The sequence below is a fragment of the Gordonia jinghuaiqii genome, from assembly GCF_014041935.1.
In the GTDB taxonomy this organism is placed as follows: Bacteria; Actinomycetota; Actinomycetes; order Mycobacteriales; family Mycobacteriaceae; genus Gordonia; species Gordonia jinghuaiqii.
The window spans coordinates 3,511,987-3,526,338 of the sequence record NZ_CP059491.1; the positions used below are offsets into that span (position 1 = coordinate 3,511,987).

At 67.8% G+C, this 14,352-nt stretch carries 11 protein-coding genes and 1 pseudogene; 5 read left to right on the forward strand and 7 right to left on the reverse strand.

The features are described from left to right. Positions 1-74 precede the first annotated feature (74 nt). Positions 75-1,624: pseudogene (locus H1R19_RS15680) on the forward strand (MFS transporter). A gap of 124 nt (positions 1,625-1,748) precedes the next feature. On the opposite strand, the gene H1R19_RS15685 reads toward H1R19_RS15680, so the two are convergent. The 4 genes from H1R19_RS15685 to H1R19_RS15700 form a co-directional block, all read right to left on the reverse strand. After that, entirely contained in the window at positions 1,749-2,165 is a 417-nt protein-coding gene (locus H1R19_RS15685) for a hypothetical protein (protein ID WP_219849509.1), read from the reverse strand. Between the two features lie 141 nt (positions 2,166-2,306). Further along, positions 2,307-3,320, reverse strand: coding sequence for a ketol-acid reductoisomerase (gene ilvC, locus H1R19_RS15690; protein ID WP_188327644.1), 1,014 nt, complete (start codon positions 3,318-3,320; stop codon positions 2,307-2,309). A 118-nt stretch (positions 3,321-3,438) separates the two neighbouring features. Next, entirely contained in the window at positions 3,439-3,942 is a 504-nt protein-coding gene (gene ilvN / locus H1R19_RS15695; protein WP_188327643.1) for an acetolactate synthase small subunit, read from the reverse strand. Next, on the reverse strand, positions 3,939-5,891 hold the full coding sequence (locus H1R19_RS15700; RefSeq protein ID WP_188327642.1) for an acetolactate synthase large subunit: 1,953 nt from the start codon (positions 5,889-5,891) through the stop codon (positions 3,939-3,941). Before H1R19_RS15700 ends, ilvN begins: the two co-directional genes overlap by 4 nt. Before the next feature lie 358 nt (positions 5,892-6,249). Here H1R19_RS15700 and H1R19_RS15705 point away from each other — a divergent pair, with 358 nt between their 5' ends. Further along, positions 6,250-6,717 (forward strand): PH domain-containing protein, encoded by a 468-nt coding sequence (locus H1R19_RS15705; RefSeq protein ID WP_188327641.1) that lies wholly within the window; start codon positions 6,250-6,252, stop codon positions 6,715-6,717. A 168-nt stretch (positions 6,718-6,885) separates the two neighbouring features. Then, the gene (gene ilvD / locus H1R19_RS15710; protein ID WP_219849510.1) at positions 6,886-8,730 is read left to right on the forward strand and encodes a dihydroxy-acid dehydratase; all 1,845 of its coding nucleotides are present in this window, start codon (positions 6,886-6,888) and stop codon (positions 8,728-8,730) included. Between the two features lie 83 nt (positions 8,731-8,813). On the opposite strand, the gene H1R19_RS15715 is transcribed toward ilvD, so the two are convergent. Next, complete coding sequence (locus H1R19_RS15715) at positions 8,814-10,058, reverse strand: DoxX family protein (RefSeq protein WP_219849511.1); 1,245 nt, start codon at positions 10,056-10,058, stop codon at positions 8,814-8,816. A 172-nt stretch (positions 10,059-10,230) separates the two neighbouring features. Here H1R19_RS15715 and H1R19_RS15720 point away from each other — a divergent pair, with 172 nt between their 5' ends. Continuing rightward, a complete protein-coding gene (locus H1R19_RS15720) occupies positions 10,231-11,334 on the forward strand; it encodes a PQQ-dependent sugar dehydrogenase (RefSeq protein ID WP_188328027.1) in 1,104 nt (367 codons plus the stop codon). Positions 11,335-11,372: 38 nt separating this feature from the next. Here the strand turns inward: H1R19_RS15720 and gatB are convergent, their stop codons facing one another. Then, positions 11,373-12,878: an Asp-tRNA(Asn)/Glu-tRNA(Gln) amidotransferase subunit GatB gene (gene gatB, locus H1R19_RS15725; RefSeq protein WP_219849512.1), complete on the reverse strand. Its 1,506-nt coding sequence runs from the start codon at positions 12,876-12,878 to the stop codon at positions 11,373-11,375. A gap of 112 nt (positions 12,879-12,990) precedes the next feature. On the opposite strand from gatB, the gene H1R19_RS15730 reads away from it, so the two are divergent. Continuing rightward, positions 12,991-13,221: a PspC domain-containing protein gene (locus H1R19_RS15730; protein ID WP_188327637.1), complete on the forward strand. Its 231-nt coding sequence runs from the start codon at positions 12,991-12,993 to the stop codon at positions 13,219-13,221. A gap of 10 nt (positions 13,222-13,231) precedes the next feature. On the opposite strand, the gene H1R19_RS15735 is transcribed toward H1R19_RS15730, so the two are convergent. Further along, complete coding sequence (locus tag H1R19_RS15735) at positions 13,232-14,266, reverse strand: 6-phosphofructokinase (protein WP_188328026.1); 1,035 nt, start codon at positions 14,264-14,266, stop codon at positions 13,232-13,234. Positions 14,267-14,352 lie beyond the last annotated feature (86 nt).

Consider the following 14,352-nt stretch of genomic DNA (forward strand, 5'->3'; position numbering starts at 1 on the left):
TCCTCGCCATGACGGTCGGCAACGCGGTCATCCTGGTCAGCCAGACGGCCGTTCCCCTCGCCCTGCCGGCGATCATGGACGAGTTCGGTGTCGGTTCCAGCAGTGTGCAGTGGGTCCCGACCGCGAGTCTGTTGCCGCTCGCCGGGCTCATGGTCCTCGGCGGCAGACTCGGCGACCTCTTCGGCCTTCGACGGGTGTTCACCCTCGGTTCCATCGTTTTCGCAGCCGCATCGCTGGCCGCCGGGCTGGCCCCACATTCGAATTCCTGGTGGCGACGCGCGCCATCCAAGGCGTCGGCGGCGCCCTGTTGCTGCCCACATCGGTGGCGATCGTGTCGGCGGTGGCCGGCGAACGGGACGCGGGCCGGGCACTCGGCACGCTCGGTGGTGCCGCGGCAGTCGCCGGTGCGCTCGGCCCGATCATCGGCGGCACACTGACCGGCGCACTCGGCTGGCGTTTCGTGATGCTGGTGAACGTGCCGCTCGCCGTGGCGTCGACGGCCATCGCGCTGCTGGTCGTTCGACGCGACCCGGCGCGCACCGAACGTCCGCGCGTGGACGTCGTCGGCGCGGTGTTGCTGAGCATCACGCTGATCGGCGTGGTGTTCGGGATCGGACAGTCGCAGGTGTGGAATTGGGGTTCGCCCGGAGTGTGGCTGCCGTTGCTGGCCGCCGCGGTCGCCGCGGTGATCTTCGTCGTCGTCGAACGCCGCATCGCTGTTCCGCTGATGGACCTGCGATTGCTGGCCCGGCACCGCAACTACGCCGGTGCGACCATCAGCCAGGGTTTGGGCGGCATGATCGAGATGGGACTCGGTGTGATCTTCCCGCTGCTGCTCATCCTCAACCTCGGGATGGCCCCCGCGACAGCCGGTCTCGCCTTGTTGCCGACGACGCTGCCCATGGTTGTCGTCGCCCCGCTCGCGGGCCGGTGGTACGACAGGGTCGGCGGCCGGACACCGCTGATGACCGGTTTCGGGCTCCTCGGCCTGGCGGGCGTCGCCTTGATGGTGGCGGTACCCACCCATTCGTTCGTCCTGCTCATCCCTGGACTGACCCTGTACGGCATCGGCCTGGCCATCGTGCTGACGGTCAACGACCCGGTGTCCCTCGATTCGGGTCCGGCCGAACACCACGGCCAGGTGTCCGGGGTGTCGGCGACGGCCGAACAGTTCGGCGGGGCACTGGGTATCGCGGCGTTCTACCTCGTGTTCCATTCCGCGTACGTGAAAGAGCTGCACTCGCGCATCGACGGCTCCCCGCTACCCGATCTGACCGACGGGCAGTACGAGAAGATGCGGGACGACATCGAGGCCGCCGAGCAGACGGGGCTGCATCCGGACCACTTCGATCCGGAGTTCACCGGCTATCTGTCGAGTGCGCTCGACGCGGCGACCTTCGCCCAGGTGCTCACCTTCGGCGTGACCGCCGGCGTCGCCGTCCTCGGTGCTGTCGCGACCGGACTTCTGGTTCGTCGAGCGCCGGGCAACCCGATCGACATGACGAGCCCCGAAAAGGTGTTTGCCGCAGGGGCGGTCGTGGGCAGCGCTTCCCGGCTCGACCATTCCCATCTGCACAGGACTCGCGGCCACTCCTCGGCCCCGGCGCCGCGCGACCCGGCCTGACCGGTCTCTCGTACGTCCCCGAACACCACAGTGGCCGTCAGCGCATCTGGTCAGCGGGCCGGCTTAACCGTTGTCCCCCAACGCGTTATTGTCGCGATCGCCCGCCACGCGAACCCTGCTGGTCCTACCGACCGCTGTCGATGAACACCACGTCGCGCTTCGGCCATGATCCGATCCGTTCGGCGTCAATGCGAGTGATGTCTGCCCATGGAAACGACGTCTGCGACGAAGTCCGATTGAGCATCAGGGCACCTATGTCCAAGGTGATCCTCGGCGGTCCATGCTTATTCCGCGCATACTCGCCGTAGATCGCAGCGACGACAATGATGCCGACCGCCACTGGGAAGAAAGCCCTCTGACCAGGTGTCAGCGACAGATCGAGCTTCCCCATCGGGATGAACACCGCCCACGGCAAGCGGACCTCCCGACGTTGCGCCTTACCTCCGAGATCGGCTGTCAGAAGAGCCGAAGCAGCGTCGTCGGTTTGATTCGCCAGCGAACGGAGCACACCTGGATCTACCCGCATCACACCCCCACTCATGGTCGAAATTGACGGTAGCTGTGAACCGCTCCATAGAGTCGAAGACAATCCACAGCCGATCCGGATTCGACGACGCCGCCCCCAACAGACGATCGGCCCCTGGGACGAATCCCAGGGGCCGATCGTGAGAAATGCTACGACTCAGGCGGTTTCGGTGATCGGACGATCCACCCAGCTCATCAGGTCGCGCAGCTTCTTGCCGGTGACCTCGATCGGGTGCTCGGCGTTCTCCTTGCGCAGGCCCTCGAGCTCCTTGTTGCCGCCCTCGACATTGGCGACGAGGCGCTTGACGAAGGTGCCGTCCTGGATGTCGGTGAGGATGCCGCGCATGCGCTCCTTGGTGTCGGCGTCGATGACCCGCGGACCGGAGATGTAGCCGCCGAACTCGGCGGTGTCCGACACCGAGTAGTTCATGCGGGCGATGCCACCCTCGTACATGAGGTCGACGATGAGCTTGAGCTCGTGCAGCACCTCGAAGTAGGCCATCTCGGGGGCGTAGCCGGCCTCGACCATGACCTCGAAGCCGGTCTTGACGAGTTCCTCGGTGCCACCGCAGAGTACGGCCTGCTCGCCGAAGAGGTCGGTCTCGGTCTCTTCCTTGAAGGTGGTCTTGATGATCCCGGCGCGGCCGCCGCCGATGGCGCTGGCGTAGCTGAGTGCGAGGGCCTGGCCCTCACCCTTCGGGTCCTGGTCGACCGCGATGAGCGCGGGAACGCCCTTGCCGTCGACGAACTGGCGACGGACGAGGTGACCCGGGCCCTTCGGTGCGACCATCGCGACGGTCACGTTCTCCGGCGCCTTGATGAGGCCGAAGTGGATGTTGAGTCCGTGGCCGAAGAACAGCGCGTCGCCGTCCTTCAGGTTCGGCTCGATGTCCTCGGTGAAGATCTTCGCCTGCGAGGTGTCGGGGGCGAGAACCATGATGACGTCGGCCCACTCGGCAGCCTCGGCCGCGGTCAGCACCTTGAGACCCTGCTCCTCGGCCTTGGCCTTGGACTTGGAACCCTCGCGGAGACCGATCACGACGTCGACGCCGGAGTCGCGCAGAGACAGCGAGTGCGCATGGCCCTGGCTGCCGTAGCCGATCACCGCGACCTTGCGACCCTGGATGATCGACAGATCTGCGTCGTCGTCGTAGAACAGTTCGATGGCCACTGTGTTTCCCTTCGATATGTGGTGCCCCCGGCGAACGCGTTGGCGTTCAAGGGGCTTCGTAATTCTCTTGTCGCCGGCGGCGGCACCGGTCGGTGCCGCCGTCAGCGGGGTCTGTCTGTCAGCGGTTGGCCGACATGCTCTTCGGCCCTCGACCGAGGGTCACCGCACCCGACTGCGCGATCTCACGGATACCGTACGGATCGAGCATCCGCAGAAGCGCCTCGAGCTTCTCCGATGTGCCCGTCGCCTCGATGGTGAGCGACTCCGGCGACACGTCGATGACCTTGGCGCGGAACAGGTTCACCACCTCGATGACCTCGGTGCGCACCGTGGAGTCGGAGCGGACCTTGACCATCATCAACTCGCGGGACACCGAACTGCCCGGGTCCTGCTCGACGATCTTGATCACGTTGATCAGCTTGTTGAGCTGCTTGGTGACCTGCTCGAGCGGGAAATCCTCGACTCTGACCATGATCGTCATCCGCGAGGTGCCCTTGAGCTCGGTCGGTCCGACGGCCAGCGACTCGATGTTGAAGCCTCGCCGCGAGAACAACGCCGACACGCGGGCCAGGACGCCGGGGCGGTCCTCGACCAGGACGCTGAGGGTATGAGTGGTGCTCACTGCTCGTCCTTCTTTGAGGCAGCCGTGCTGGGTGCGGCCGCGTCGTCCTTCTGGATGGTCTCGTGGATCTCGGCCGGGTCGGCCGCCGCGTCGTCGTCGAACAGCGGACGGATGTTGCGTGCGGCCATGATCTCGTCGTTGCCGGTGCCCGCGGCGACCATCGGCCACACCTGGGCGTCCTTGCCGACGATGAAGTCGATGACCACGGGACGGTCGTTGATCGCACGTGCCTGGGCGATGACGTCGTCGACGTCCTCTTCACGCTCGACGCGGAAGGCCACGCAGCCCAGCGCCTCGGCGAGCTTGACGAAGTCCGGGATCATCCGCGAATGCGTCGACAGATCGGTGCTGGAGTAACGCTCGTCGTAGAACAGCGTCTGCCACTGCCGGACCATGCCCAGGTTGCCGTTGTTGATCAGGGCGACCTTGATCGGGATGCCCTCGATGGCGCAGGTCGCCAGTTCCTGGTTGGTCATCTGGAAGCAGCCGTCGCCGTCGATGGCCCACACCTCGGCATCGGGGTCGGCGGCCTTGGCGCCCATCGCAGCCGGAACCGCGTAACCCATCGTGCCCAGTCCACCGGAGTTGAGCCAGGTGCGCGGCTTCTCGTAGGAGATGAACTGAGCGGCCCACATCTGGTGCTGGCCGACCCCGGCACAGTAGACCGCATCGGGTCCGGCGGCCTTGCCCAGCGACTGGATGACGAACTCCGGCGACATCGAGCCGTCGGTCTGACGGTCGTAGCTCACCGGATATGTGCGCCGCAGGTTGTCGAGGTAGGCCCACCACTGCGAGATGTCGGCGTTCGCGCCACTCGTGGCCCGCTCGTCGCGCAGGGTCTCGGTCAGCTCGGCGATGACCGCCTTGCAGTCGCCGACGATCGGCACGTCGACCGGACGGTTCTTGCCGATCTCGGCCGGATCGATGTCGGCGTGGATGACCTTGGCGTTCGGGGCGAACGACGACAGCTGGCCGGTCACCCGGTCGTCGAACCGGGCGCCCAGGGTGATGAGGAGGTCACTGCGCTGCAGGCCCGCGACGGCGGCGACCGTGCCGTGCATGCCGGGCATGCCGAGGTGCAGATCGTGGCTGTCGGGGAAGGCGCCGCGCGCCATCAGGGTGGTGACCACCGGGATGCCGGTCAGCTCGGCGAGTTCGAGCAGTTCCGCCGAGGCGTTGGCCTTGATCACGCCACCGCCGACGTAGAGGACCGGCGAGGTCGCGGCGTTGATCAGCCGTGCGGCCTCCCGGACCTGCTTGCCGTGCGGCTTGGTGACCGGACGGTAGCCGGGCAGGTCGATCTGCGGCGGCCACGAGAACGTGGTCTGGGCCTGCAGGATGTCCTTGGGGATGTCGACGAGGACCGCACCCGGGCGTCCGCTCTCGGCGATGTGGAACGCCTCGGCGATCGTCTTGGGGATGTCGATGGCCCTGCTCACCAGGAAGTTGTGCTTGGTGACCGGCATCGTGATGCCGGAGATGTCGGCCTCCTGGAAGGCGTCGGTCCCGATCAGCGCCCGGCCGACCTGGCCGGTGATCGCGACGACGGGCACGGAGTCCATCTGCGCGTCGGCCAGCGGCGTCACCAGGTTGGTCGCACCCGGGCCGGAGGTGGCCATCATCACGCCCGCGCGGCCAGCGACCTGGGCGTACCCGGTCGCGGCATGGCCCGCACCCTGCTCGTGCCGCACGAGGACGTGCCGGACCTTCGTCGAGTCCAGGAGCGGGTCGTAGACCGGCAGGACCGCGCCACCGGGAATGCCGAAGACGATCTCGACGCCGAGCTCCTCGAGGGAACGGACCACAGACTGAGCGCCACTGACGCGCTCGGGCGCGACGGTGTGCTGCGTTACCGCACGGAGGTTGCCCGCCGCCGGAGATTGCTGCCGCAATCCGTTGCGACCCGGCTCATTGCGGCCGGTGTCGGTGCGTGCTGTTGGTGCGCTCACTGCACGATCCTCATCTTGGTTGTGGATTGGCGTTGGTGTGATGGAAATACCTGGCATGAAAAAACCCCCGACAGCTTCAGCTGTTCGAGGGTGGCGCGTCGATGCCGGTTGGGGGTCTGCGAGGTGACCGGTCAGGCGAAGACGCGCCAGCCGATTACTACGAGGATCCCGTTCTGCATCACGGGGTTCACGGTAGGACTGTGCGTAGTTCTGAGTCAAACTCCGGACCCTCGCGTCCCACATACTGGGAACCCACAGGTGGTGAGCCGCGTCACGGCCACCGGCCGGACCGCCGCCGTCACCGGCGGAGGACAACCCGTCGGCGAGTACCCCGGCGGGCAATTGGCACAATGGAAGCGTGCCGACTGATTCTCCCGACCCCGCCGACCCGTCGCCCCGCAACGCCGCGGACATCGACGACGACGCCGTGACATTCGACTACCCGGTGACCTTCCGGATCAACCGGGTCGCCTACTTCACGGTTCCGATGGTCGCGCTCGTGGTGGTCCTGCTCATCGGCGCGTCGTGGTGGTTCGCCTTCGCACTGATCATCCCGGTTCTGCTGTGGCTGTGGATCCATCGCCTGCGCACCGTGGTCACCGAGGACGGCATCCGTGCCGTCGGCACCTTCTCCACGACCGACATCGCCTGGTCCGACATCGCCGGCCTGCAGTTCCCCAAGTGGAGCTCGGTGCGCGCGGTACTCCAGGACCAGACGCGAGTTCGTCTGCCCGCGATCGGTTTCCGCGACCTGCCCGCACTGTCGGTCGTCAGCGGCGGTCGGATTCCCGATCCCTTCGAGGCAGCAGCCCAGGCGCGCGGGTAGCGACGACACCGCTGCCCGAATCGTGTTGTTCCCGCACGTCACAGCGGAGTAGCCTGGCGTGTCAGCGCCCAGGGCCGCGGGGATCATGCGACCAGCCCGTCGAGACTCCGACTCAACACGGCCCGGCCGTGTCGGGTCGCCCGAAGAACCGATCGATTCGAGGAAGCCATGCCAGCCCTGAGGTCACGCACCACCACCGTCGGCCGGGAAGCCGCAGGCGCCCGCTCCCTGTGGCGCGCCACCGGGATGACCGATGACGATTTCGGCAAGCCGATCGTGGCGATCGCCAACTCCTACACCCAGTTCGTGCCCGGCCACGTCCACCTCAAGGACGTCGGCGACATCGTCGCCGACGCCGTCCGCGCTGCCGGCGGCGTCCCGCGCGAGTTCCACACCATCGCCGTCGACGACGGCATCGCGATGGGTCACGGCGGCATGCTCTACTCGCTGCCGAGCCGTGAGATCATCGCCGACTCGGTCGAATACATGGTCAACGCACACACCGCCGACGCGCTGGTGTGTATCTCCAACTGCGACAAGATCACTCCCGGCATGCTCAATGCCGCGATGCGACTGAACATCCCGACCGTCTTCGTCTCCGGCGGACCGATGGAGGCCGGCAAGGCAGTTGTCGTCGGCGATGTGGTCCATCCGTCGTCGGACCTGATCACCACGATCTCCGCGTCGGCCAACAGTGACGTCGACGAGGCCGCATTGAGCGAGGTCGAGGCTGCGGCGTGCCCCACCTGCGGTTCGTGTTCGGGCATGTTCACCGCCAACTCGATGAACTGCCTCACCGAGGCACTCGGCCTCGCACTACCCGGCAACGGGTCGACGCTGGCCACCCACGAGGCACGTCACGCGCTGTTCGAGCGGGCAGGCAAGGTCGTCGTCGAAGCCGCGACACGCTGGTACCGCGACGACGACGCATCTGTCCTGCCGCGCAACATCGCGACCCCGGCCGCATTCCGCAACGCGATGGCGCTCGACGTCGCGATGGGCGGCTCCACCAACACCGTGCTGCACGTCCTCGCCGCCGCGCAGGAGGGCGAGGTCGCCGACTTCGACCTGTCGGTCATCGACGAGATCAGCCGGAACGTGCCGTGCCTGTCGAAGGTCTCGCCCAACTCCGATTACCACATGGAAGACGTCCACCGGGCCGGCGGAATCCCCGCGATCCTCGGCGAGCTGCGTCGCGCCGGACTCCTCGACGACACCACGTCGACGGTCTACAGCCCGACGATGGCCCAGGCCCTCGACGACTGGGACATCCGGGGCGGCAAGGCCATCGACGAGGCCGTCGAACTGTTCCACGCCGCTCCCGGCGGGGTACGCACCACCACCCCGTTCTCCACGGCCAACCGGTGGGGTTCGCTGGACACCGACGCCGAAGGCGGCTGCATCCGTGATCTCGCGCACGCCTACACCGTCGAAGGTGGTCTGTGCGTGCTCCGCGGCAACCTGGCCCCGGACGGTGCGGTCCTCAAGACCGCGGGCATCGACGAGGATCTGTGGCACTTCGAGGGTCCGGCCCGGGTGGTCGAGAGCCAGGAAGACGCCGTCCAGGTGATCCTGTCGAAGACGATCCAGGCCGGCGAGGTGCTCGTCGTGCGCTACGAGGGTCCCGCCGGCGGTCCCGGCATGCAGGAGATGCTGCATCCGACAGCCTTCATGAAGGGCACCGGGATGGGCAAGAAGTGCGCGCTCATCACCGACGGCCGGTTCTCCGGCGGATCATCGGGGCTCTCGGTCGGCCACATGTCGCCGGAAGCGGCGTCGGGTGGCGCGATCGGGCTCGTCGAGGACGGCGACCCGATCCTCATCGACGTCAAGACGCGTCGCCTCGAGGTCCTTGTCTCCGACGAGGTGCTCGCCGAGCGTCGCGCGAAGATGGAGGCCTCCGAGCGCCCGTGGCAGCCGAAGGACCGCGAGCGCACCGTCACCACCGCGCTGCGTGCCTACGCCAAGCTGGCGACGTCGGCCGACCGCGGCGCGGTGCGACAGGTCGACTGACCCGCCCGACCGATGAACGAAAAGTGAGGGGAACGTATCGGATTCCGATACGTTCCCCTCACTGTCGTGTAAGTAGCGCTCAGTCAGTTGAGCGGGTTGGTGCCGTTGGCGAGTATCCACACGGCCACGGCTGCCGCGGCGCCGACGATCAGCCAGAGGAACGAGCCGACGAATGGCCGACGGGCCCAGCCGCGCGGGTAGTCCAGCGAGTACAGGCCCGGCCCGGTGAGGATGACCACGGCGGCTGCCACCGCCAGGAAGAGTTCGAACTCGACACCGCCGGCAGCGGCGAAGAACGTGAATCCGCCTGCCGCCGAGATCTTGTAGGCCGCTGCGACCAGCATCGTGCCCAGGATCGCCGACGCCCCGATGGGCGTCAGCAGGCCGAGGATCACCATCAACCCGCCCACCGTTTCCGACAGCGCCCCGACGATCGCGAGTATCTGGGCGTAGTCGGCGTTGAAGCCGCCGTCGACGAGCATCGACTCGAACCCGCCGAGGCGCGGTCCGTTCCACAGGCCGAACAGCTTCTGCAGCCCGTGCGCGCCGACGACCGCGCCGAGCGCGACGCGCAGCAGCAGGAGTCCGAGGTCGATGGTGCCGCGTCGTGACTTGGCGAGCGCGTCTTCGAGGTCCTCGTCGGCCGCCGAGGACCGGGCGTCGTCGAGGTCGTCCCGGCGTCGACGACCGAACCGGCGCCGTGTGCGCCCTGCGTCATCGGCCGGCGGAGCGTCGTCGAGCAGTGCCGTATCCGACGACCGGGCGCCACGGGTGGACGTCCCGGCCAGGTCGTCCTCGTCGTCGAGGAAGTCGTAGCGGGATGTGCCGACCGGTGGCAGCGCGGGCTCCGGGGTGGTGACCGTGTCATCGGCGGGGCCGGTAGACGTGGGGGTCGGTGTGCGCGCGAACTCGACGGTCTCGAAGTCGTCGGTCGGGTTCGGTGCAGGCGGGTTCGGTGCAGGCGGGTTCGGTGCAGACGGGGCCGGTGCGGGCGCGCCCGCGGCCGGAGTGGGCACCTGGGCGGGCGGCACCCGGTTTCCCGCGCCGTGCACCTGACGGGTCTCGACGTCGCCGGGATCGAGGTCGTCGAGGTCGTCGACCCGCGAATACGGTGCGGGCGAGCGCCGCGCGTGGCGGGTGTAGAAGTCGTCGCGGTCGGCCACAGGCGGCGGTGCGGGAGCCGGCGGTACCTGCGCATCCGGTCCCCCGGGGGTACCGGCCGCGGGGCCCGGGACTTCGATCTGTCCGGTCGGTTCGTCGTAGGGGCTGGTCGCGCCGGCACCGAATGTGTCGCGCTCGCTTCTGCCTGATGTGTCGCGTTCGCTCACATGCCCGACTCTAGAGGTTCACCCGTGCCGTCGACCGCACCCCGGCGGGGTGAGTCGGCGCACCACTACTGTGGACGCCATGTGGAAGGGGCGGCCGACGGGCCGGCGCGGCGATGCCGATCGGATGAGTTCACCCTCGTCGCTGCATCGTCGGTCTCGGGTCCGATGGCAGGTGTTGGTGGCGGCGTTGACGGTGGTGGCCCTCGCGGTGGGCGGATGCGCCGATTTCACCTCCGAGGACCGTCAGCGTGAGGCCGGGGCGTTCAGCCCCAACAACCGTCCGAGCGGTCAGGCCGAACCGACGCCCCCGCCCGAGACCCCGCGTGAGACCCAGCCGCCGCCCACCGGGCCGTGCGTCGACCCCGATCCCGCGGTGATCGCGACCTGTCTTGCGTCGACCGGCGGGGTGATGCCCGGCGACGAACAAGGTGAGGTCACCGTCGTCGCCGAACGCACGACGGGCAGGATCATCACCACCAAGCGTTATGGGCCGCAGCGGGTTCTGGGCGAGACCCCGGTCGACGCCTCTGGCGACGGCGGGCTGATCGATTTCGCCTTCTCCCCCACCTACTCTCAGGACCGCCTGATCTACGCGTTCATCACGACGCCGTCGGACAACCGCATCGTTCGCCTGGCCCCCGGTGACGTGCCGAAGCCGATCCTGACCGGGATTCCCAAGGGCGCCACCGGCAACATGGGCGCGATGTTCTTCCGGTCGCCGACCGAACTCGTGGTGGCCACCGGCGATGCGGGCAATCCGGCTGCCGCCGACGACCCGTCGTCGCTCGCGGGCAAGATCCTGCTGGTCACCTCGTTCACCTCGGGAGCCAGCCCTCGCCCGGCTGTCGTCGCCTCCGGGTTCGGCTCCACTGTGTCGTTGTGCCCCAACGCGAATTCCGGAACCATCTACATCGCCGACCAGAAGGCCACCGAGGACCGGGTGCAGGTCCTCGAGGAGGGCGGCCCCAAGGTGTTGTGGACATGGCCCGACAAGCCGCAGATCGCCGGATGCGGTGTGGCAGGCGGGAACATCTACGTGTCGACGACGCGCACGCAGCGCATCGAGGGCATCAACGAGCCGACACGTGAGGAGCCGACCATCACCGCGCCCGTCGTGGTACTCGACCGGCGTTACGGCGCGCTGGGACGGATGGCCGCTCTCCCCAACGGGCTGCTGCAGGTCGCCACCGTCAACAAGCAGGTGGGCATCGCGAAGCCGACCGACGACCGCGTGTTCCGTTTCCTTCCGTCCGGTGGCGGCAACGACCGGACCTGAGCTCGTCAGGGCCCGTCGCCGCGCGCGGGGACGGGACCCTACGAGCAGGCGGCGATGACGAGTTCCTTCACCCGCGCCGGATCCGCTTGCCCGCGAGTGGCCTTCATGACGTCGCCGACGATCTTGCCGGCCGCGGCGACCTTGCCGCCACGGATCTTGTCGGCGATGTCGGGGTTGGCGGCGAGCGCGTCGTCGACGGCCTTCTGCAGGGCCGAGTCGTCGCGGACCACCTCGAGGCCGCGGTCGGCGACGATCTGGGCCGGCTCGCCCTCGCCGTCGAGCACGGCGGTGGCCACCTGCTGGGCGAGCTTGGTGGTGAGCTTGCCCTCGTCGACCAGCCCGATGATCTCGGCCACCTGTGCAGGCGTGACGGCCAGGTCGGCGAGCTCGACCTCACGCGAATTGGCTTGCTGTGCAAGGAAGGACACCCACCAGCCGCGCGCCGCCTCGGGTGAGGCGCCGGCGTCGACGGTGGCGATGATGAGGTCGACCGCGCCGACGTTGACCAGGTCGCGCATGACCTCGTCGGAGACGCCCCATTCCTCCTGGATTCGGGCGCGGCGCAACCACGGCAGCTCCGGCAGGGTCGCGCGCAGTTCCTCGATCCACGCCGAATCCGGCTGCACCGGAGGCAGATCCGGCTCCGGGAAGTACCGGTAGTCCTCGGCGGTCTCCTTGCGGCGGCCGGCCGAGGTGGTGCCGTCGGTCTCGTGGAAGTGCCTGGTCTCCTGGACGATCTCGCCGCCGGCGGTGAGAATCGCCGCCTGACGCCGCATCTCGTAGCGCACCGCCACCTCGACGCTCTTGAGCGAGTTGACGTTCTTGGTCTCGGTGCGGGTGCCGAACTCGGCGGCGTCCCTGGTCTTCAGCGACAGGTTCACGTCGCAGCGCATCGACCCCTGGTCCATGCGCACGTCCGACACCTCGAGCGACTTGAGCAGGTCACGCAACGCCGACACGTACGCGCGGGCCACCTCCGGTGCGCGCTCCCCGGCTCCCTCGATGGGCCGGGTGACGATCTCGACCAGCGGCACGCCGGCCCTGTTGTAGTCGAGCAGCGAATGGCTCGCGCCGTGGATTCGGCCGGTGGCACCGCCGATGTGCAGCGACTTACCGGTGTCCTCCTCCATGTGGGCACGCTCGATCTCGACACGCCAGGTGGTCCCGTCGCCGAGCACGACGTCGAGGTACCCGTCGAAGGCGATGGGCTCGTCGTACTGCGAGATCTGGTAGTTCTTCGGCTGATCCGGGTAGAAGTAGTTCTTCCGCGCGAACACGCTCGACGGCCGGATCGAACAGTTCAGCGCGAGCCCGATACGGATCGCGGATTCAATGGCCTTGGCGTTGACGACCGGTAGCGAACCCGGCAGGCCGATGCACACCGGGCACACCTGGGTATTGGGGTCGGCGCCGAATTCGGTGGGGCAGCCGCAGAACATCTTGGTCGCGGTCCCCAGCTCGACGTGCACCTCGAGGCCCATCACCGGATCAAAAGCGGCGATGACCTCGTCGTACTCCAACAGTTCGACGGCGGCGGAAGTCATGGGTGCCAGTTTATGCGGCCATATCCCAGGGGAACGTTCAGGGTGATCACCGATGTCCCGACGCGACCTCGGACCCTAGCGTCGAAGACATCACCCGACGAGGAGGATCACCATGACCAGCACCCAACCCGCAACCCCCCGCCTGATGCGTTCGCGGTCGAACGCGTGGCTCGGCGGTGTCTGCGGCGGCATCGCCGAACGCTGGGGCTGGGACCCGACGCTCGTCCGCGTCCTGTTCATCCTGTCGCTGCTGCTGCCCGGCCCGCAGGTGCTGCTCTACCTGGCCCTGTGGATCGTCATCCCCCGCAGGCCGGTCGAGACGACCGTTCCGACCGTCCTCTGACGCCGCCGGGTCACCCGAAGATGACCCGGATCTCCTTGTACTGGTCCCGCGGCACCGTCTTGAGCTCGCCGAGCGCCTCGTCGAAGGTGATCCGGGCGATGTCGGTGCCGTGGAGCGCGACCATCTGTCCCCAGCCCTTCTCGGCGACGAGATCGGCGGTCGCCATGCCCATGCGGGTGGCGAGGACACGGTCGAAGGCCGACGGCACGCCGCCGCGCTGGATGTGGCCGAGGACCGTGGCCCTGGTCTCGATGCCGGTCCGCTCCTCGATGACCGGGGCCAGCATCTCGGCGACCCCGCCCAGCCGGGGCCGGTTGAACCCGTCGAGTCCCTTCGTCGAGTACGCCTCGTCCATGTCGGGAAGTGTGAATCCCTCGGCCACCACCACCATCGGCGCGCGGCCACGCGCCTTGACGCTGGTCACCCACGCACAGATCTGATCGAGGCTCTCCGGGTTCTCCGGGATCAGGATCACGTGGGCGCCACCGGCGATCCCCGAGTGCAGGGCGATCCACCCGGCGTGGCGTCCCATCACCTCGAGCACCATGCAGCGCTTGTGTGAGTTGCCGGTGGTGCGCAACCGGTCGATGGCCTCGGTCGCGATCTCCACCGCGGTGTTGAACCCGAAGGTGTAATCGGTGGCGTCGATGTCGTTGTCGATGGTCTTCGGGACACCGACGATGTTGATGCCGTCGTCGAACAGTCGCTTGGACGCCGCTGCCGTGCCCTCGCCGCCGATCGCGATCACACCGTCGATCTCGAGGTTCTTGAGGACCTTCTTGATGTTGTCCGGGCCGCCGTCCGGTTCGGAGTACGGGCCGAAGCGACTGGTCCCCAGGATGGTGCCGCCCTGGTTGGACAGGCCACGCACCGTCGAACGGTTCAGTTCGACGATGTCGCCGTAGACCAGTCCGGCCCAGCCGTCCTTGAACCCGACGTACTCGTGGCCGTAGACCGTTTCGCCCTTGAGCACCGCCCCACGGATGACTGCGTTGAGCCCGGGGCAGTCACCGCCGGAGGTGAGAATGCCGAACCTCTTGGCCATGTGGTTGAGACCTTCCCTGTCGAGACGTTCCGCAGAAACCGCGCGCACGAACACGTCCAATCTAGTGCCCGGGTTCCCCGCCCGCT